The following is a 21467-nucleotide window of genomic DNA, read 5'->3' as shown; positions in this document are numbered from 1 at the left end:
TCAACACCTGCATTTTAACATGAATCTTAACATGCAACTTGCGAACTAATTTTGTATTTTTAAAGTTAAGGCTTTAAAAAAACTCTTCTCATGAAATCACAAACAATCCTGTTTTTATTTTTCATTTTTTTTGCATTCTCATTTCTTACATCTGCTGATAAAGCGAAGGCGCAGGGATGCAGCGATGCAGGCTTCTGCACAATACATTCATTAAAGCCCGATGAGCAGAACGGGGACCTTCTGCAGAATAATTTATCAGCAGGAATATCATACGGCAAGGGAGAGAATGGAATAAACGTTGTTTCCCCTTATTTGGAATATACCCGAAACATAAACAAAAACTTTAGTATTACAGGTAAATTTTTATACAGCGCTGTAAAAGGAGATATAGGCAGCGTAAGCGGGGCTGCAGACGGATTTATCAGCGTAAATAATTCAATTGGCGCAGGCACAGGCTTAACACTTGGATTGAAAATTCCTTTTACCGACGGAAACTCAACGATAAACAGTATTCCGCTTCCTATGGCATATCAGGTAAGCCTGGGTACGCTAGATATTATTGCAGGCATAAATCACTCCCATGAAAATTTTCAATTCATGGCAGCTTTTCAGCAGCCCTTGAGCCAAAATAAAAATCAATTTTTTACAGACCTTTACCCCGCAGGCTCTGATGCAAAAAATTATCAGACAACAAATAATTATAAAAGAAGCGGAGATGTATTGGTGCGCGCATCCTATACATTCAGTGCGGGAAATGGGAGTTTTAAAATCATTCCCGCCATTCTTCCGATCTATCATTTATCGGACGATAAGTTTACTGATAGAACGGGCATAGAGTACAGCATTGAAGGCTCACAGGGTCTTACCCTTAACGGGAATTTATTTTTAGTTTACTCAATAGATAGAAAGAATGCAGTTGAGCTGAGCTTTGGCGCCCCGGTGAAATCCAGAACTTCCCGCCCCGACGGCTTAACAAGAAAGTTTGCCGTAAGTTTAGAATATAAAGCAAGCTTTTAATTTTTTTACTCAGTAAAAGATTATAAAAAAAGGCGGAGATGATTTTTTGAAATTCATCTCCGCCCTTTTTATATATAACCTGCTTAATAAAATAATAAACTTACTGCTTATTATTTTTTGCTTCCTCAAGCAGCTTATCTGCATCAAGCCTTACTTTGTAATCCGGGTTTACATATTCATATTTTATTTTTCCCTGAGTATCCAGAATGAAAACCGATGGCACGGGCAGAATGTGGTTTGAGTTTCCCGAGGCAGCATCTAAATCAATATTATATCCTTTGTATTTTTCAACAGTGGCATCATCAACCTTGAATGCAATTCCGAATGCAGTTGAGGCATCGGAATTATTATCTGAAAGAATTGTGTATTTAAGCTCGTCATTAGTCATCATTTCAGATATTTTCTCGGGCTTATCAGCGCTGATAGCAACAATCTGGTAGCCGAGCGCAGTTAAATCAGATTCGATTTTCTGAAGCCCCATCAACTGCTTATTGCAGTACGGGCACCATCCTCCGCGGAAAAAAACAAGAATAGTCTGCTTCTCCCCAGCTAAAGTGGTGAGATTGACAGGCTCGCCCTTTACATTTTTTAAAGTAACATCAGGAATTTTTTGGCCGACCGCAATCGGCTTTACATCGGCTGCGCTGCCTGAAACCTGGCAGAACAGATTGCTTAGCGAAGCGCCGGAAATAAAACTAAGCATGAATAAAAAAATAAACATTTTTGTAAATCTCATGGTTTTGGGATTAGTTTAAATTTAGTTTGATAAAATTTGATGATACTGCTGTAACCGTTGAAATAAATATTTAGTTGCAGACTTTTTGAAATCTGAACTTGAATGGATTTATCCGGCAAAACCTGCTAAATTTTTTTTACCTATGCCTAAATATAGTGAGCTTTTTCTTGAAGAAAATACATTCTTATTATATTATTGGAAATAGTGAAATGGCAGAATAGTGAATTGCAATATAGTCTATCATAGGTAAAGATTTCGTACTATGCTTCTATGCAAATCCAACATTGTTAGTTTTTCAAAACAATTGGAATATTTCGCTATTTTTTTATTTTCACAACGAAGCCTTTCCCATCCTTCTAAAGGAGGGGGAAGCCAGGTGTAAGTTCCCCTCTCCTTACGAAGGAGACTTATCCAGATTTATCGGGAGGGGTTAGGGGTGAGTTATTTGAAAGAAACCTCCCCCTCCCCCCTCCTTCGCAGGAGGGGGAAAACCTATTGCTTAAATCCGCTGAAGATTAATAAAAAAGCTGCCCCTAAAATTGCGCCTGCAATTAAAACATACTTTACAATATCTTCCCCGACTTTCTGCTTCGTATCATGCTCAGTCTTATAGGTAAATTTACTGCACTCATCTTTCTTCTTATGGAAATAATCTTTTTCAAAATTTGTGTAAGTGGATGAATCTCTTTTTTGCAGTTCAAGATAGAGCTTATCATTGCAGGGCGAGTATATGTTTTGCGAAGTCTCCTGTGAAATATTTTTACTGCTTTCACAGGAAGAAAATCCTATGGCAAAAATGAAAAGCACTGGAATTAAAACTCTGAAATTTTTCAAGATGAAGATTGTAGTTTTGATGAAAAAATTTGATACCGCCCCCTCGGTCCCCCTCCTTCAAAAAGGAGGGGGAAGCCACGCGTAAGTTTTCCTCTCCTTACGAAGGAGATTTGTCCAGATTTATCGGGAGGGGTTAGGGGTGAGGTATTTGAAAGAAACCTCCACCTCCCCTTCGCAGGGGAGGGCAAAACTGTCCACAAAGTTAACTCATAATTCATAACTTATAACTCAAGCTCCTTAGCACCCATGCCCCATCATTCCCCCGACAAATAATAAAAACCCGCCGACTAACGTACCGATAGCTCCCAATATCACAAAGGCAGTTCCGACACCATCTTTCACCTGTGCTTGAGTTAATTCATCCTTACTTTTCTCTTTCAGTTTGTGAAAGTAAGATGCTTCAGTTTTTGTAAATTTAGTGGTATCTTTTTTCTGCAATGAAATATAAAGACTGTCATTAACAGCTGCAGTGACATCTTCTTTAAGCTCGCTCTGCGCAGTTGTGCAGGAAGAAAATATTATGGTTGAGATTAAAAGTACAGGAATTATAAATATTAGTTTAGAGATTTTTGATACTACTTTCGACGAGACTTTTTGGGGTGACATAAATAAGTTTAAATTAAACAGCAAAGAACAGTTGAGAATTTAACTCATGGAGTTGAAACTAGTTCCCTGTGCCTAACAAAAAATATCTGTCGCCAGCCCAAAGTAGGGGTTATTATTGTAATTCATAATTTTACATTCATAATTCATAATTAAAATCCCTATAACTGCTAATAGGGCAAAACTTCTTTGAATAAATTTTTAAACTTATTATATTGGCTTGGAATAGAACGAAACGCTTACATGCGTCTCTACTGAAGTAAAATGCGACAATAATGCGACTATCTTGGGCATCATAGAGAATCATAATATCCGTGTTACATTCCCGCTAAAGACGGGACTGAGCTTCACTCAGAATGCGACAATAATGTGACTATATTTGAAATAATATAAAACAGAATAGCATACTCTATAAATGTGACAATTATGCAGCAATTTTGGAATGACGAGTTTAGAAAAGCTCAAGTATTGTAAAAACAATATTGATTTTCGGAAAATCCGTCAAAAATCCATCAATTCAAAAAGAATTTTGAATCCTGTTTTTAAATATTAGGTGAAATGGGATAAAAAAAACCTGACTCTTATAAAAAGAATCAGGTCTCTAAATTTGAAGTGTAACCGGGAATTACTGAAGCAGTTCGAAAAATCCTATCGAAGGAGTACTTGACCTGATATTCATAAAGTAGTCCTGCGCGACTGCGGGAATCACAACTCCCGTACGTTTGCAGATTGAAGCATCAGAAATTTTAAATCCTTCCGGCGTTTGCGAAGCAGGATTTACAAAAGACGGATTGCCGGCAATGTTTACTGTTGCTATGTAAGAAGGTATATCTCCCGAAACAAAGCAATTGTTTGTGATAGTCCAGTACTGTGAATAGTCCCCGCTCGCTGTAAAATAATTCCGGTTAACAGAGCTGTAAACCGGCTTATAAAAAATGTTGTTACGGAATTCATTGGTGGTAGTGATGTATCTGCCCGAGAAATAATTGACATCTAAAGCAAACAAATCATAACCTATTGTATTGTAACACGTATTGAAAATAATTTTCATGTTGTAGTATGAATTTGCGGGAATAGGATTTGTTGCATCGTATCTCCACTCAAACGCAGTGCTTGTTCTTAGCAGGAGGTTATTATAAACAATCATGTTCTCTGTCATAGGGCTTGCAGTGAAATTATTCTTCTGATTGGTGAAAAGAAATCCCTGCATCGGCCTGTTATATCCCGTTGAACTTATGCGGTTGAATTCATCACCTGTAGAATAAATAAAATTATTGAAAATAAAACCGTCCCGTGAGTTATCAATCATAGCAGCAGCATTGTAGCAGTTATAAATTTTGTTATTGGCTATTCTGAAATTACTTGAGCGGGTAATATTAATTCCCTCACCCCAGTTATCGTGAATATTGTTGCCGGATATGATTCCGCTATCCCATGTATACTCTGCATTATAAAATGGCGCAGCACTGTATTTGAAATACGATTGTATCGCAGCATCCCAATGACCGTTATCACCAAGCGCTCTGTTTTTATTAGTCAGCGATGAGTTATATATTTCACAATTTTCAATTGATGTGTTTGAGCTTCCCATGTAAATTGCGCTGGAGCCTACATCATGAATAGAACAATTTCTGATCTTTATAAAATTACAGTACTTGGTTTCGCTTAAGATATTCAGTCCTCTGCCGTTTGTGTTATTCCTTATTTCAAATCCTGCAATATCAATGTAGGTAGAACTTTTAATAGTTAAGATTGCATCTGTGTTTGTATATACTCCGCCGGTACCATCGAGTATAACACTTTCTCCGGGATATGGTCTTATAAAAATATAACCGAATTCAGTGGGAGTTTTTATAATTTCATCTTTGAACGCCTGATATATACCGCCTTTCATAAAAAGAGTATCTCCGCTTGCGCAATAAGCGCTCGCTTTGAAAAGTGTTTTTACGGGGGAGGTAATTTCTCTTCCATTGTTATCATCACTGCCATGAGCAGGATCTATAAAAATTGCTTTTTGATATGACTGAGGTGTCGAAGAAACTAACTGGTCCGGCTCTTTAGAGCACGAAGAAAATAAAACGAGGGGTACGAAAAATAAAAATGCGTATATAGTTTTCATAAGAGAGAACTTTATTATACTTTCAAATTATGAAATAAAACTAATATATACAATTGTTAATTCTAAATAAACAAATCTAAAATCAGGAAAATTCTGAATTTAAACCAAGAAACCTTTTACATAATTAAACCGTCTAACCATATACCCTCGCTAAATTCTTTTCCTGTAAACCTTTAAGAATCTGCAAATGAATAAAATCTACTTTTTAATCCTGACTTATTTTTTATCTTGTACTTTTTCTGCTTCGGCTCAGACCAATGTAACAGATGTGAAAACAGCTAATCAATATGTAGCCAATAAAGACTGGGATAAAGCAATCGTAGCATTTACAGACCTCATTGCCAAAGATAAATACAATGGTCAATTTTATATGAGTCTTGCTGAATCATATTACAATAAAAAGGAATATAAAAAATCGATAGAGAATTATATAAAGGGAATTGATGTGGGATATGCTTCTAACTCTGCAGCATATAATATAGCATGCTGCTATTCTTTAATGGGTGACGCTGATAATGCAATCAGCTGGATAAAGACTGCTGCAAAATATAAATATAGCAACTTAGAAGATGCAATAAGGAAAGACTCTGACTTCGATAATATTCGGAACAATGAAAAGTTTAAAGATTTTATTTATCCGGGGAATCTCCCCGAGAGTAAAAGGACAGAAAGATGGAAAGCGGACATAACTTATCTGAAGGAAAGAATGGAAGAAACACACTATAGAATTTTTGATGTGGTGACAAAATCTCAGTGGGATAATAAATACTCTGAGCTCTTAACTAAAATTGACGATATGGATGATGAACATGTTATGACTGAAATTGCAAAGATTGTTGCAAGCGTAGGTGACGGTCACACAATAATGTTTCCTGCCGATAAATCTATATCAAAATTTCAAAGCTATCCGGTTAAATTTTATAAATTCAAAGACGGATTATATATAAAAGGAATTTCATCTGAATACTCTCAGTACACAGGTATGAAGGCTACAAAAATCGGAACGATGACTACTGAGGACGCGCTGAAAAAAATAGCTGAAGTTGTGCCGCATGATAATGAATTCGGTATAGACTGGCAGTGCATTAATTACCTTACCTACAATTATTGCTTATACGGTTTGGGAATAAGTGATTCTAAAGATGTTTTAAAACTCGAGCTGCAGGATGATAATGGAAAGAAAGTAAACGCAGCGATTAAAAAAACAGAAACGGATTTCTTCAAATCATTTCATTCGGGAAGTAACGATGGATTCGTTTACGCCAATGAAAAATCCGCTAATCCTCTGCCTTTATATTTAAAGAATGCCTCTGACCGTTACTGGTTTGAATTACTTCCCGACATAAATTTTGTTTATATGCAGGTGAATGCAATTCAGAATAAAAAAGAAGAAAAGCTGAAGGATTTTTATGACAGAGTTTTCAGATTTATAGACTCAAATAATGTTAAAGGAATTATAATAGATTTACGCCTGAACAGCGGCGGAGATAACAACAACAACAAATATTTAATAAATAATTTTATAAGGAATCCGAAAATAAATCAGAGGGGGAAAGTATTTACAATAATAGGCCGCAACACATTTTCTGCTGCAATGAATTTAACAAGCGATCTGGAAAACAATACCCAGACAATTTTCATTGGTGAACCAACGGGTTCAAAGCCAAATTTCATCGGAGAAATAAACTTTATTGAACTGCCCTATAGCGGCATTAAAGTCAGCGCATCAAGCAGAAACTGGCAAAAGTCTGTTTCAGAAGATAGAAGGAAATGGGTATATCCGGAGATATATACTCCGCTGAATTTTTCAGATTATAAAAACAACATTGACCCTGCTATGAATGCAGTATATGATTATATAAATTATCTGAAAAAATCTCAGTAAGATTTTTATTCTTTGATAAGTTTATCAATCAGATCCAGAACAGTTAAATTATCTGCTTCTGCATTGAAGTTTAAGATAAGACGATGGCGCAGAACAGGTTTTGCAACTGCTTTTACATCATCGATGGATGGTGAATAACGTCCGTTTAAAATACACTGAGCTTTTGCTCCGAGTATAAGATACTGCGAAGCTCTGGGGCCCGCGCCCCACTGGACGTAATCCTTGATGTATTTAGGAACATTGTTATTATTAGGTCTCGTTTTGCCGACGAGTGATACTGCGTAGTTTATTACTTCATCTGCTACAGGAACTTTTCGTACAAGCTCCTGAAACATAATTATATCCTCTCTGGAAAATACTTTTTCAGGAGTGGGTTTATACATGGTGGTTGTCTTTTTTATAATTTCAATTTCATCTTCAAAACTTGTATAGTCCAGCCATAAGTTGAACATAAATCTGTCCTGCTGCGCTTCCGGCAATGGATAAGTTCCTTCCTGCTCGATAGGATTTTGTGTAGCAAGCACGAAGAACGGCTCACGGAGTGTATATGTAATTCCGGCAGCTGTAACTTTATGCTCCTGCATCGCTTCAAGCAAAGCGGATTGTGTTTTAGGCGGAGTTCTGTTTATCTCATCCGCTAAAAGCATATTGGTAAAAATCGGTCCTTTAATAAATTTAAAATTATTCTTCCCGTCGCCAGATGGTTCAAGAATTTCAACGCCTGTAATATCAGAAGGCATAAGGTCAGGAGTAAACTGTATCCTGTTAAATTCTAAATCCAGAACTTCAGAGAGAGTTTTAATCAAAAGAGTCTTTGCAAGTCCGGGTACACCGATAAGTAAACAGTGTCCATTAGAGAGAATTGTAACCAGTATCTGTTCAATTATTCCCTGCTGACCAACAACAACTTTTGCAACTTCGCTTTTTAATGAGAGGTATTTTGTATTTAGTTTTTTGACAAGCTCTACGTCAGACATTTTTCAATTAACAATTTGTAATTAACAATTAACGGACAACTAATAACGTGCAACTGACAACTATTCAACTTCATCGAATACTTCAACATCACCAAACTGCATCATATCATTTTTTATTTCATCGGGATTACCGCCAACAGCTATGGTCAGTTTATCGGGATGTAAATATTTTTTTGCTGCATCGTTTATATCGTGCTTAGTTACTTCATTAACTTTAGAGATGTATGTATTGTAATAATCTTTTTCGATGTCATAAATTTTCAGACTTATAACTTTCGATGCAATTGCATTTGGAGTTTCAAGCTGAAGCGGGAAATTTCCGGTCAAATAATTCTTTACACTTGTGAGTTCTTCATCTGATACTAATTCGTTCTTCATTTTTTCAATTTCGAAAATCATTTCTTTAACTGCAGGAGCGCTGAAACTGTTCCCCACTTCAGTCTCAACAGCAAAGTCACCGGAATATTTTTTCCAGTCGAAGAATGAACGGGCTCCATATGTAAAGCCGTTTACTTCTCTGAGGTTTTTGTTGATACGTGAAGTAAAACTTCCGCCCAGCAGAGTATTCATTACGCTTGCAGGAATGTAATCAGGAATGTTTCTTTTGAATGCAAGATGTCCTACTTTCAATGATGACTGTACTGCACCGGGTTTCTTAACTATGTAAACTTTTTTTCCGTTGTTTACGCTTTCATCTTCAATCTTTGTATTATTCACAAATTCACCGGTAAAATTACTGAATTTTTCTTCAACTAATTGAACAGCTCTAGCTTCATCTATATCTCCAACGAATGCAATTATAAGATTGTTCGGTTTGTAATAATTGTTATAAAAACTCAGCATATCATTTCTTTGAAAAGAATTGAGAGTTGTCTCAGTTCCTTCTAAAGGTTTTGAATACGGAAGTTTATGATAAATATTTTTCTTGTAAATTCTTGAAGCGAGATAATCACCTTCATCTTTATAGGAGATAATTGAATTTATCTTTTGCTCGCGGAGTCTGTTAATCTCGTCCTCTGAAAATGCCGGCTGTAACAAAACTTCAGTTGTTACATCAAATATCTTTTCAAAATACTTTTTGAGAGAGTAGCAGCTTACAAACGTTGCATCAAAGTCACAGCCCGATGATAAAAATGCACCATGAAAATCAACTAACTCAGCAATTTCCAATGCGCTTTTTGACTGTGTGCCTTTAGTAAGCATCTCAGATGTGAAAGAAGAAATACCATATTGCTCTCCGTCAAAAAATGAACCTGCTTTAAAAACAAATCTTGCTGATACTATAGGAAACTTTTCATCTTTTATAACGATAACGTTTATTCCGTTCGGGAGGGTTGTCTCAAAGTACCCGGGAAATTTTACATCTTTCGGCGCACCGGGAATTGGTTTTTTGCTTCTGTCTAATTTTTCTGTAATCATTTTATATGTACAAACTTTCTAAAATTTATTTTGGTAAATAATCAAGCACGACTCTCTGATTTTTCTTCAGATATTTATTCGCAGCATCAATTATATCTTGTTTTGTTATGGAAAGGAAATTATAGATCTCCGTATTAATTCTATTCGCGTCATCAAAAAGCAGTTTATCATTGGAAAGATTTTCTGCTAAAGAAACTATAGAAGATTTTCTCAAAGCAGTTCTTGTTTCAATTTTATTTTTGACTTTCTGAATTTCTTCGTCTTTAATATTTCCGTTTCGTATTTCTTCCAACGTCTCATCAATTGCCGCACCGATGATATCTAAATTTCTCCCTTTTAATGAGATTGCATTGATACCGAAAATGCTGGTCTGCTCCATTCCTGTGACCGAAGTGTCAACGTCATTTGCAAGAGTTAAGTCATATACGAGTTTTTTATAAAGTAAAGAACTTTCACCTTTTGAAAGTATGCTGCTTAAAATTTGCAGCGCATAATAATCTTTAGTACCCTGCTCAGGAACTCTGTAATAAATAAATTTTGCCGGTAATTGAATGTTATCGTAGATAGTATCTTTTATCTCTTCAACTATATCGTATTCTTTAAATTCCTGCCTTGTAAAAGGCTTTCCTACCGGAATATTACCGTAATATTTTTCAACAAGCGCTTTAGCTTCTTCCATATCGAAGCTTCCTGCTAATGCAATCACTGCATTATTAGGAGCGTAGTATTTTTCAAAGTGATTTTTTATATCTTCAATCTTCAGCTTTTTCAAAATAGCCATATTGCCGAGAATGGAATTTCTATAGCCGGAAGTTTTAAACAATCTAAGGTTGCTTTCTTCTTCAACACTTCCATAAGGTGTGTTATCAAAGACATACTTTCTTTCTTCTGCAACAACATCCTGCTGAATTTCCAGCATTTCTTTTGTTACTGCAAATCCTGCAAGCCTGTCTGAGTCCAGCCACAATGCAACTTCCAGCGCGTTGGAAGGAATAGTAATGTAATATGATGTCACATCCCAACTTGTAAAAGCATTGCTATCACCGCCAAGGTCATGCAATATTGCATCAAATTCTCCATGAGGAACATTCGGAGAACCTTCAAACATAAGGTGCTCGAATAAATGCGCAATACCTGATTTCTCGCCGTCATCTTTTGAGCCTACATGATAAGTCATGTTCACACAAACGCTTGGGATTTTATCTGTTTTGTAAAATACAGCTCTCAAGCCGTTTGCCAATGTCATTTCTTCGATATCCAATGCCTTCTGCACTATACCGGGAAAATCTTCTGATTTGTATCGTATTATGTTAGGATTATTTCTCAATAAATTTAATTGTTGTTCTTATTTTTTTTAGGAATGTAGTTCAGTGTTACTTTCTTTGCATCGACAAAATATTTTTTGGTAACTTTTTTAAGATCTTCCTTAGTTACGGAATTATAGCGTGAAAGTTCTTCGTTGATTTTATTTACATCTTTGTAGTACATTCTGTTGAAAACACTTGCAACATTTATCCTGTTAAGAGAAATCATCTTGTTTACCTGTCCGAACTCAAGCTCATTTTTTATTTTAGCCATATCGTTATCGTGCACTTCACCTTCCGCAAAATTTCTTATTTCGTCAAGAATAATTTTCTGTGCATCTTCCCTGCTTTTGCCTGGGTTTACTGTACCGATAATAATAAAAACTCCCGCATCCTGTATTGAAAATTTGAATGAAGAAATATTCTTCAAGAGCATTTTTTCATATACAAGTTTTTTATAAAGTCTGCTGCTTTTATTGTTGAACAAGAGTTTTGTAAAGTACTCCATTACAAATTCTTCATCGCTGCCAGCTTTAGGAATTTTAAAAGACATATAAAACTTTTCAAGCATTACATTATCTTCTATTGTTTCCGTTACATCTTCCGTTAGTTCTTTGAACTTATTTTCCTTTCTAATAATTCCATTAGCTTTCGTAATATCTCCGAAGTATTTTTCAATCAGTTTCTTCGACTGGTCAATATCAATATCACCTGAAATAAGAAGCTCTGCATTGGCAGGTGAATAAAATTTATGATGAAAATCTATTGCATCCTGTCTCGAAAAATTTCTGATATGTTCGGCTTCACCGATTGTAGTATGTTCATAAAGCGAACCGGGGAATATATTCTTCATAGTCATTGCAAGGAACGTTCCATATGGTGCGTTATCATACCTCTGAAGCTTTTCTTCAAGCACAACTTTTTTCTGGTTATCAAGATTTTCTTCAGTCAAATCAATTGCATTCATTCTGTCGGATTCCAGCCACAATGCTGTTTCCAGAAAATTCGCAGGTACATCTTCGTAATAAACTGTTGCATCCTGCATTGTGAACGCATTTGTTCTGCCGCCGCAATCCATTACTATCTGCTGATGTTGTGATTTAGGAATATGCTGTGAGCCTTCAAACATCAGATGCTCAAATAAATGAGCAACGCCGAACTGTCCGGGCTCTTCGTCCTTTGCACCGACTTTATAACCGAGTGTAACATTTACCAGCGGATTACTTGTATTTTTGTGAAGGACGCAGTGTAATTTATTGGGGAGAGAGAATTCCTCAAAGATTAATTTCGTGTTCAAATATTGTCAAAGAATAGAATGTGTAAACAATAAAATTACTCTATTTAACAGTGAATTACAAAGTAAAAAGAGTGGGAAAATCCTAAAATCAGAGATAAGAATAAGAGTTTAAATTTATTCCATTCTGATTTATATTCTGCTCAAATTTAATTTCATTCTACCCCAAATGAACAGCAAAATTGTAATAATATCTTTGATATTTTTAAGTTCTTTTATTTTCAATAGCTGCAGTGATAACACCGTTACAAGCGGAAATCCCGAAAATCTGACAGCTTCTTATGAATGCCCAGTAAGTTCAACTACAGCACTAACTCATTTCTTTTCAGTTAACTTAAAACATTCAGGTTCTACTCTATCGGGCGACGTCCAGTCTTATGATTCCTCTGATACCCATAAAGGTGTGCTTACGGGTACATTTGACGGAGCAAGTGTTTCAGTAACAGGAGATATTACCGGTACTAATTATGATTTTACTTTTACCGGCTCATTAATTTCAACTTCACCAAAGAAAATTTCAGGTAATCTTGTATTTTCTACCGGTGATGCCGAGCCTATTCCGGTTGAATTTGTAGAAACAGTTGCAGTAGATACTTCAATTCCTCCAAATCCTTACATGTTCGAATCAGTCTTTACAACTCCAAATCCAACTGGTCCGCCCGTTATCTTTGTACACGGAATGGGAGGCACAATACGTGAATGGGATTCTGCCATGGCATCGCTTCCTGCTGACTTTAAATTACGACATAATGTATATCGCTATCAATATGACTGGCAAAAACATATAGAAGTAAACGGAATAGTATTAAGAGATTCAGTTTTAGCCCGCGGACTTGTAAATCCTATTATCGTTGGTCACTCCATGGGAGGACTTGTATGCAGAGCATATGTTAAAAATGGCGGAGCAATAACAAAGTTGGTTACGTTCGGCACTCCGCATTACGGTTCACCACTTGCTAAACTTAAGAATTTTGTTCCTTGGCTTGGTTTAGACGGACCCCAGGATATCGTTCCAAATTCTCCGTTCTTAACTGCGCTAAATAATGACCCGGTTGATATTGCAAACAGGAGCAAGTATTATTTACTCGCAGGCAGAATGGGTGGAAGTATTTCAGGAGTTAAATGGGTCTGGAAAGAAAGTTATTATTCTCAATTTGTAAAAATTGCATACTATGTAATGAAGCTTTATTATCCGAATAAAGATAATGACGGACTTGTATCGGAAGATTCTGCATTACTAACAGGCGGGGGCGCAAATAATCCGTTACCTGTTCAGCTATGGGTTGACCACATGCATGAGCAGTATCCGATTATCTCTTCAGGTATGTATAATTATGTGATAGGATTGTGAAGAAAATTACAATAGTAAGTTAATTAAAATTCAATAGAAAAAGTGTATGGAAATTAAAAAATGGAAAGCTGAATTAGAAACTTCATTAGTCAACCTATCAAAAGCCAAAGAAATTCCGTATAATACATTGCAAATTTCTACAACTCCTAAATGCCCAGGAGTATATATGATAGTTGAAAAAGAAAGAAAAGAAATTTTATATATTGGAGAATCAAATAATTTATCTGAAAGATTATATAGAAATCATCTTATGGGAAACAAATCAAGTGCTAATTTCAAAAAAAAGTTAGTTAACGATAACACTTTAATGGAAGTAATATGTAATAATACAGCTAAGAAATTTTTAAAAGATAAATGCTCTGTGAAGTGGATTTTAGAAGATGAATTTATAAAAAGAAAAGCTATAGAGTGTTATATCACAGCCCTGCTTTTGCCTAAATATGCTTTTACTGAAAAAATTAAATCAATATAGTTTTATTTCGTAGTATTATCTTTATCCGTAACCTTAGACAAATAATCAAGAATTAAGTATGTTCTTAAAACATTTTTCATTGTTCCATATTTTAAATTTTCGCCATGCATGATTTTATTTCTATTGTAAAATACTTTGTTTTTTATATTCTGTTTAGGAAAAGAAACACCAAAAAGAACATTTTCAATAAAATCAACTATAGAATAATATTGCAAGTTAGTTTCTTCCTCTTGTATCCATTCAAATTTCTTTACCGATCTATTGTTTTTATGAATTCTAGTTCTATCAAAAGTATATCCTTTTTTTTCTAAAAAATCATAAACAATCCCATCTATTTGTGCAATTAAAAATGGAAGGACAAAATTGCTAATATTTATCTTTTCTTGTTTATTTGAAATGACTAATCTTAAAATATTTACTGAATCAATTAAAGATTTACTCCTTCGTTTAAAAAACTTATTTGAATTCCATGATATCACCATTTTTTCTAAGTGATAAAAACTTTTCTTCGTTAAGAAATCTTGATAATGTCTATCAAGTTTCTTTGTGTTATCTATTTCACTTAAAAACTTTATGCTAAAATACTTCTGATTTTTTTCGTTAAGTAAATATGGTGACAAAACCCAACCCTTCTTGTAAAGGGATTTATTTAAATCAATTATTTCTAGATTTGGCTTAAATGCCTCATATAATTCACTTCCTAATTCAGTTAACTTGCTATTGAATGTTCTGATAGATTCTGAAACAATCTCAACAGCATGTTTAACAATTTTTGCAAAATTGTTTATATTTTCTTCTAAGTTGGGGAATTCTTTTTCTAAGTATTCTGCAAAGAAAACTTTAAAATCTTCATCTGTTTTTAAAAGCTTTTGAGTTTCCCTCAAAGTTAAATCTGATAAAAACTCTTTAGTATATTTTGTGTTCTTCATAGAATCTTCCTCACTCTCTCCGCAACTGCTTCTCCCAAAATCTTATATTGGTCAGGCATCGGATGCAAGCCGTCCACACTATCCACTTTTATAAAATCATTTGAATCCATAAAATCACACAGAGCAGTCTCTGCTACAATCTTTTGGGCAGCGGGTAATTTTTTAATTTCTTCTTCCGCGACGCCAAATCCTTCACGACTGAAATCAGACATTTTACCGGGAACAGGAGGAGCAATTATCAATATCTTGGGAGGAGTTCCTCCGAACAACGGTGTATAAGCAATACGAATAAGTGAAAGCAGTCCCCACGCAGATTCATCAGCCGTTTTTCCGCTTAGATGCATTAAATCATTTATGCCGAGCATTATTATTACCATATCAAGCGGAGCGTGAGATTCCAGCAGCATCGGTAAAAATTTACTTCCGTTTCTATCGGGAGCGTAAGGCAAGTCCCAGCAAGTTGTGCGGGCTGTAAGCGCTTCCACAATTACTTTATAGCTTTCTCCCAGAGATCTTTCCATAACTCCTGGCCAGGTTTCGTGATAAGCAAATCGTGTTCCGTCAGCGGGATTGTAACCCCATGTTAACGAATCGCCATAGCATAAAATTCTTTTCTGATTTTCATTTTTTGCTTTAAGCATAAATAAAATTTAATGTGAATCATTTTACAAATAATATTTTTTTAAAACGAGTTACAAAAAATTTCAGAGTTAAATCAGAAACGAAAACCAACAGGAATATTTTAAAACTTTCTTTAAGAGTTTGAATGCAGAGATGTTGCAATTAGTTAACAGTCTTAAAAGTAGAATTTCCTTTTCATAAAAATCCCACCACCAGACTTCTCCAAGAATAATTGAAAGAATTTCTTTTCTAATTCTATGCAAGGAAATTTGAACTTCAGGAACTAACATTTTTAAGAATTCGTTATTGTGATTTTCAGTTGAAGCAAATTAAAAATTCTATATATTACGTGCAGGAAGATTAATCCTTATTTTTCCTGAAAAATCCCCATTGATTAAATTCGTTGCAAAGATGTTATTATATGAATTATCAGTTAAATAACCTTTAACAATTTTCCCGAATTTATGCTGCCACAAAACACTGTAGAAATATTAAAAACACTAAGTAAGCCTGAGTTAAAATCCTTAGGAGATTTCATCAATTCCCCATATTTCAATTCTATTGAAAAGTTAAAAGAATTGTACACTGAAATAGTAAAGACTTATCCCGATTTTACGGGCAAAAAACTTGAGGATGAAGCAATTCATAAGAAATTGTATCCCGGTAAAGAGTTTAAGCAAAAATCTATATTAAATCTCTTTTCAGATTTTGGTAACATCCTGAAGAAATTTTTATCTTATGAAAAATTTGCGCAACAGAATGATTCAATTGATCTGAACCTTGCTAAATCATTATCGGAAAGAAGATGTTACGAGCAATCACTCAAAACAATAAGTGATTTCAAAAAAAGAAAGACGGGAGATGATAAATTTCATGAAGACCATTTCCATTACTTTTATAAAATGGAAAGACTGATACACAGGAATCTTGTTAATATTCGTCCTCTAAATAAAAAGAGAATAAACGATGCTTTGAATTCAGCTGCATCTGCTCTTATGCTGGATTTTCTGAATAAGTACTCATCCCTTGCATACTACTTATCTATTATTAAAGTTGTAAGACCGGAGGAAGAAAATAATAAAATAATTAATTACTTTTTAAACACGGTTAAGCCTGAAAATTTTTTAAAATATATAAACTCTACAGAGGATAAATTTGGCACTATAGTAAAAATGCAGTACATGTTAAATAAATTTGTTAAAGAAAATTTTACCGATGAAGAATACTTTGAAGTAAAAGAATTACTGCTAAGTAATATAAATAATTTTTCTGCTGAAGATATTTGTATTCATTTTAAAGAGCTGACTGATTTAGGAGGATTGAGGTCAATTCCTCTTGAAGAAATTTTCGACCTTCGCAAAAAATTTTGTGAGTTAAAGATTTATCCTAACAATACTATCCCCAATTTTTCAGCGGCAACGTTACAGAATACTTTTGTAAATGCTATGGGCTTAGGTGAATACGAGTGGGCAGAAAATTTTCTGGAAGAATATATAAATTATATTGATGAAGACCTGAAAGTTAATGAATACAACTACAGCATGGCTCTTTTAAATTTGAGACTAAAGAAATATGAAAAATCACTTGAGCATCTCAATAAAATAAAATATTCTGAATTAGTCGAAAAAGTGAATGTAAGATTTTATTATATGATGAACTACATTGAATTGGGAATGTACGAATCAGCGGCATCAATGGTGAAATCAATAAAGCAGCTTGAGCGTGAAGGGAAAGAAAGAGTGAAGGTGGAATCAGATGCAACAGAAAACTCGCTTAAATACTTTAACGAAATTATAAAAAGCCTTATGAGTAATACTAAGCTTGATATAGCAGTTTACAAAGAAGCAAAGAAGAATACTCAATATTTCTACAGATACTATATATTGGATAAAATGGAAAAAATGATTTGAGACAGAAAATAAAACACCGCTCTCAACTCCCCCGAAAGCGGTATTATCATTATTTTTACGAAAGGAAAATTTATTTTTATATAAGGTTGTTATTCAAAATATCTGCAAGTTCTAATAACTCATTTTTCTGTCCGTATGAGAGTGTGCGAATTTCATTATTTGCAAATCTTTTAAATATCTGCTGAAATTCTTCTTTAGTTCTTACGTTCATTATTCTTTTCACAACTGCAGTGAACTTCAATTGCTGTCTCTTCCTGTAGTTGATATGTACAAAATAGAAGGCAATAAGCCCCATTATTTGTACTCCGGATGTCAGTATTATGTAAGAGAGTGAGTTCATTTTTTTATATTCTATATTACACTTATTCAAACCCCGTGCCAAAAATTTACAAACTGCTATTTGATTGTTTTTAGCTTTAAATTGTACTTTTCTGAGAATCAGTTACTAAGTTGTTTAAAATCTCAAAAAAATTAATAAAAATATTTATAAAAATTATCAGTTAGATTTTAGAAAAAGTTAGTTATTTTATTGCACTTCAAACCCCAAATTTATCAAAAAATGAAAACCCCTAAATATTTCATTATCAGTATTTTTTTAGTATTCTCATTTGTCCTTTCTTCCTGCTCGTCTTCCTTCATGGTAATTGATTCTCCTAAAACTATGCCGCCGCCCAGAAAGCTGGATAAAAAACCCCGTGTTGCTTTGGTACTTGGCGGAGGAGCTTTTTTAGGAATGGCACATCTTGGCGCTTTGAAAGTTTTTGAAGAAAATAATATTCCCATTGATTTAATCGTAGGCACAAGCGTCGGAAGTTTTGTAGGCGCAATGTATGCAAATAATCCTAATAGTGATTCGCTGAGAGTTTTAGCATCTAAAGTAAAAGCAGAAGAAATTTTTAACGCATCTATTTTTAATTCAATGGTTGGTTTTGTAACCGGAGAAAACCTCCAGGAGTACATAAATGAACATATCAAAATTAAAAATATAGAAGATTTAAAAATTCCTTTTGTGGCGATAACTTCAGATTTAATTAGCGGTAAAACTATTCCTCTTTCGTCGGGACCCATTGCACCATCCGTAAATTCCTCATGCGCTATTCCTATGGTTTTTGAACCGGTAAAAATGTATGGAATGGTTTTAGTTGACGGCGGAGTATGGAATAACGTTGCAGTAGATATTGCAAAAGAGTACAACCCCGATGTTGTAATTGCAATTAACCTGATGTCAGTTCTTCCCCCCGGTAAAGCAAGCGAAATAAAAACTTTCATCGATGTTTTAAGAAGAGGCGGACAGGTAAATGCCATCAATATCGGTAATCATAACGCAAGTCTGGCCGATGTTGTTTTAAATCCAAAGGTTGACCAGTTTCCTCCATTAAGTGACCAGTACGATAAACAAATATATGATGCAGGATATAAAGCAGCGAAAGATAAAATTGAAGAAATAAAGAGAATCATATCTGAAAAAGTAAAATAGAAATTCTAAAAATTCCAAAATCAAATTTTAAAAGCCCGTCATTTAAACGGGCTTTTTTTATGCAAGAGAATAAATTAATTTACTCCTTAATCTCTGATAAATTTATGAAACTCCAAAAACATCTTTTTCTCATTTACTGTTCGATGTTCGCATTTATTCTTTCTTCCTGTTCATCTTCTTTCATGGAGATTGATACTCCGAAAACTATGCCTCCCCCGAGAGTATTAAAATCAAAACCAAGAGTTGCCGTTGTGCTGGGCGGAGGAGCATTTCTGGGAATGGCGCACGTTGGAGTTCTTAAAGTGCTTGAAGAAAATAATATTCCAATTGATTTAATTGTCGGTACCAGTGCAGGCAGCTTCGTGGGCGCAATGTACGCAAGCTATCCAAACAGCGATACCGTAAAGAAAATCGGAATGAGTATAAAATCAAAAGAGATTTTTAATGCTTCTTTGTTCAATTCAATTACCGGCTTTGTAACCGGAGAAAATCTTCAGCAATATATTACAGACCATGTTAAAGTAAAAAACATAGAAGATACGCAAATTCCATTCGTTGCTGTTACAACTGATTTGATAAGCGGCAAAACTATTGCACTCTCATCCGGACCTCTTGCTCCATCTGTAAATTCTTCCTGCGCAATCCCAATGATATTTGAACCCGTGAAAATGTATGGAATGATTTTAGTGGACGGAGGAGTGCTTGACGGTGTGGCAGTAGATATTGCCAAAACTTATAACCCTGATGTAATAATTGCAATTGATTTGATGAGCATACTAAACACAACTCCTGAAGTTAAAAACTTTATAGATGTGTTAGCGAGATCTTATCAGATAGCAGCTTACAGAGTAAAAGAAACAATTGTTCCGGGAGCCGATATTTTGCTGGAGCCAAAACTTTCACAATTCCCTCTGCTGAGCGATGCGTTCGATAAACAAGTTTACGATGCGGGATATACCGTCGCTATGGAAAATATTGACTCAATTAAGGCTATCATCAAAAGAAAAGTTAAGGAGTAAAACTGCCTTTTAAACTATTATAAAAACATATAGCGAAACTTACGCCCCTTCGTAAGTTTTCATCTAAATTGTAGTTTTATCAGTGACGCACCTTTTTATATTAAAGAGTGCGTTTTTTATTGTATTGCCGGAGAAATTTTTTATTAAAGAACAAAGCATATGTTAACATTCGTTTCTTAAATCAAGCATGAGAACAGCAGCTATGAAAATAATAATCACAAAAATAATTTCAAACGTAGAATAATTTTTTTACCTATTAGCGGGTGAGAATTTCGGAATGGTCTTGACCTGATTTTTATTTTAAACAAAGCCTGATGGCAGCATAAAAAAAACGGCTGCGGAAGTTTTTCATTCCGAAGCCGCCTATAACTTAACTCAACTCAGTTAATTTATTTTATCCAGTCAGGTACCGATATTCCGCTCTTGATGGAAATCGTGCTGCCCTGCATCGGGTCATTATTATCCTTAAATATTCCCATATTGCCCTGAGGCGGCGAGCCTGATTTGCGCGGCTCATCCAGCGCTTCCATTAAAAATGTAGGCACGGTTTTTCCATGAGCTTTATACTGAATATCCAGCTGCGATAGAAGACCGTTTATTACAGGAAGCTCAACAGCATCACTTGTAGAACCTTCAGCGCCTGTTTCTCCTATGAAAATCTGAAGCTTTGGATATTTTGTCTGATAATATTTTGTTACTCTCGACTGCCAGTCAAATACTCCTGCGGGATTTCCGATACCGGGCGCATCCGGATACGGGTCAATAAACACAAACGGAAATCCGCCGTTCCATTTTGCATCCCAGTTATTTACAAGGACTTCAACTAAAGCCTCTTCAGTAGTTCCGCCTGCTTGCGGAGCTAAATTTGTAACTGAAAAAGTAACAGGTATATTCAGATCTCCTAAAGCGCTTTTATAATTATCCATTATTGTTTTTATATCATCGGGACTGAAGCCGTTAGCGTTTACTTCATTACCTATAAGAATACACTTTACCTGAGAAATATTATCACCCAGCTCATCTTTTAATTTTGATACCCATGTATCTACGTTATCAGAATTTAAAAACCATCCTTTATCATTTGATGTACCGATAACTCCTTCCACATCCTTATCGGCTTTCATTACATTCATCAGTGCTGCTGCGTCCGGGTCAAGCGTTCCGGTATTCTCAAATCCGCCGATGAGAAATGAGTAAATTCTTACAAGCTTAAATCTTTTTGTGATTGCAGTTAATCTATCCGTAGCGCATTTGTTCTTTTTATCGGCATCATACATTATGCTGGGGTCCTGAAGCCAGTTTGTAAACAGTACGTTAAATGCTATGCCTGCCTGATGTGTGAAAGGTGACTGCGCAGGAATTGAATAATTGTTTTGAGCTGATAACTTTACCGATGAAAATAACAGAAAGAATAGAAGAACGAATAACAGAGTTTTTGTTTTGTTCATTTGGGGTTTGGGGGTTTATTTATTGATTAAAAATTAATTCTTATTACAGGAT

General features: G+C 34.9%; 19 protein-coding genes. 7 read left to right on the top strand and 12 right to left on the bottom strand.

The annotated features are described in order from the left end of the window. Positions 1-90: 90 nt before the first annotated feature. Positions 91-1017, top strand: coding sequence for a hypothetical protein (locus tag JST55_12545; GenBank protein MBS1494338.1), 927 nt, complete (start codon positions 91-93; stop codon positions 1015-1017). 100 nt (positions 1018-1117) lie between these two features. On the opposite strand, the gene JST55_12540 is transcribed toward JST55_12545, so the two are convergent. The 4 genes from JST55_12540 to JST55_12525 form a co-directional block, all read right to left on the bottom strand. After that, the gene (locus tag JST55_12540) at positions 1118-1753 is read right to left on the bottom strand and encodes an AhpC/TSA family protein (GenBank protein MBS1494337.1); all 636 of its coding nucleotides are present in this window, start codon (positions 1751-1753) and stop codon (positions 1118-1120) included. A gap of 492 nt (positions 1754-2245) precedes the next feature. Beyond that, entirely contained in the window at positions 2246-2587 is a 342-nt protein-coding gene (locus JST55_12535) for a hypothetical protein (protein ID MBS1494336.1), read from the bottom strand. A 237-nt stretch (positions 2588-2824) separates the two neighbouring features. Then, on the bottom strand, positions 2825-3193 hold the full coding sequence (locus JST55_12530; GenBank protein ID MBS1494335.1) for a hypothetical protein: 369 nt from the start codon (positions 3191-3193) through the stop codon (positions 2825-2827). A gap of 622 nt (positions 3194-3815) precedes the next feature. Next, the gene (locus JST55_12525) at positions 3816-5309 is read right to left on the bottom strand and encodes a right-handed parallel beta-helix repeat-containing protein (protein MBS1494334.1); all 1494 of its coding nucleotides are present in this window, start codon (positions 5307-5309) and stop codon (positions 3816-3818) included. Positions 5310-5496: 187 nt separating this feature from the next. On the opposite strand from JST55_12525, the gene JST55_12520 reads away from it, so the two are divergent. Next, a complete protein-coding gene (locus JST55_12520; protein MBS1494333.1) occupies positions 5497-7194 on the top strand; it encodes a hypothetical protein in 1698 nt (565 codons plus the stop codon). Positions 7195-7199: 5 nt separating this feature from the next. Here the strand turns inward: JST55_12520 and JST55_12515 are convergent, their stop codons facing one another. Genes JST55_12515 through JST55_12500 form a run of 4 tightly spaced genes read right to left on the bottom strand, consistent with a single transcriptional unit; the run spans position 7200 to position 12191 of the window. Next, entirely contained in the window at positions 7200-8171 is a 972-nt protein-coding gene (locus JST55_12515) for a MoxR family ATPase (GenBank protein ID MBS1494332.1), read from the bottom strand. Between the two features lie 60 nt (positions 8172-8231). Next, positions 8232-9590, bottom strand: a complete 1359-nt coding sequence (locus tag JST55_12510; GenBank protein MBS1494331.1) for an insulinase family protein — start codon at positions 9588-9590, stop codon at positions 8232-8234. A gap of 25 nt (positions 9591-9615) precedes the next feature. After that, positions 9616-10917: an insulinase family protein gene (locus JST55_12505; protein MBS1494330.1), complete on the bottom strand. Its 1302-nt coding sequence runs from the start codon at positions 10915-10917 to the stop codon at positions 9616-9618. 5 nt (positions 10918-10922) lie between these two features. Next, on the bottom strand, positions 10923-12191 hold the full coding sequence (locus JST55_12500; GenBank protein MBS1494329.1) for an insulinase family protein: 1269 nt from the start codon (positions 12189-12191) through the stop codon (positions 10923-10925). 166 nt (positions 12192-12357) lie between these two features. Here JST55_12500 and JST55_12495 point away from each other — a divergent pair, with 166 nt between their 5' ends. Together JST55_12495 and JST55_12490 are read left to right on the top strand one after the other, a co-directional pair. Beyond that, complete coding sequence (locus JST55_12495; GenBank protein MBS1494328.1) at positions 12358-13539, top strand: alpha/beta fold hydrolase; 1182 nt, start codon at positions 12358-12360, stop codon at positions 13537-13539. 46 nt (positions 13540-13585) lie between these two features. Next, the gene (locus JST55_12490; protein ID MBS1494327.1) at positions 13586-14011 is read left to right on the top strand and encodes a GIY-YIG nuclease family protein; all 426 of its coding nucleotides are present in this window, start codon (positions 13586-13588) and stop codon (positions 14009-14011) included. A 2-nt stretch (positions 14012-14013) separates the two neighbouring features. Here the strand turns inward: JST55_12490 and JST55_12485 are convergent, their stop codons facing one another. Beyond that, entirely contained in the window at positions 14014-14940 is a 927-nt protein-coding gene (locus JST55_12485; protein MBS1494326.1) for a hypothetical protein, read from the bottom strand. Then, positions 14937-15581 (bottom strand): SGNH/GDSL hydrolase family protein, encoded by a 645-nt coding sequence (locus tag JST55_12480; GenBank protein MBS1494325.1) that lies wholly within the window; start codon positions 15579-15581, stop codon positions 14937-14939. Before JST55_12480 ends, JST55_12485 begins: the two co-directional genes overlap by 4 nt. 444 nt (positions 15582-16025) lie before the next feature. Between JST55_12480 and JST55_12475 the strand changes: the two genes are divergently transcribed. Beyond that, a complete protein-coding gene (locus JST55_12475) occupies positions 16026-17471 on the top strand; it encodes a hypothetical protein (protein ID MBS1494324.1) in 1446 nt (481 codons plus the stop codon). Positions 17472-17547: 76 nt separating this feature from the next. Here the strand turns inward: JST55_12475 and JST55_12470 are convergent, their stop codons facing one another. Then, the gene (locus JST55_12470; GenBank protein ID MBS1494323.1) at positions 17548-17811 is read right to left on the bottom strand and encodes a hypothetical protein; all 264 of its coding nucleotides are present in this window, start codon (positions 17809-17811) and stop codon (positions 17548-17550) included. Positions 17812-18030: 219 nt separating this feature from the next. On the opposite strand from JST55_12470, the gene JST55_12465 reads away from it, so the two are divergent. Beyond that, the gene (locus tag JST55_12465; GenBank protein MBS1494322.1) at positions 18031-18948 is read left to right on the top strand and encodes a patatin-like phospholipase family protein; all 918 of its coding nucleotides are present in this window, start codon (positions 18031-18033) and stop codon (positions 18946-18948) included. 104 nt (positions 18949-19052) lie between these two features. Then, positions 19053-19967, top strand: coding sequence for a patatin-like phospholipase family protein (locus JST55_12460; protein MBS1494321.1), 915 nt, complete (start codon positions 19053-19055; stop codon positions 19965-19967). A gap of 389 nt (positions 19968-20356) precedes the next feature. Here the strand turns inward: JST55_12460 and JST55_12455 are convergent, their stop codons facing one another. Then, positions 20357-21415 (bottom strand): hypothetical protein, encoded by a 1059-nt coding sequence (locus JST55_12455; protein ID MBS1494320.1) that lies wholly within the window; start codon positions 21413-21415, stop codon positions 20357-20359. Positions 21416-21467: the final 52 nt, after the last annotated feature.

Source organism: Bacteroidota bacterium (genome assembly GCA_018266835.1).
Lineage (GTDB): Bacteria > Bacteroidota > Ignavibacteria > Tepidaquicellales > Tepidaquicellaceae > JAFDZO01.
Note: the sequence above shows the minus strand (reverse complement) of the source record. Positions and strands in the feature narration are given on the sequence as shown.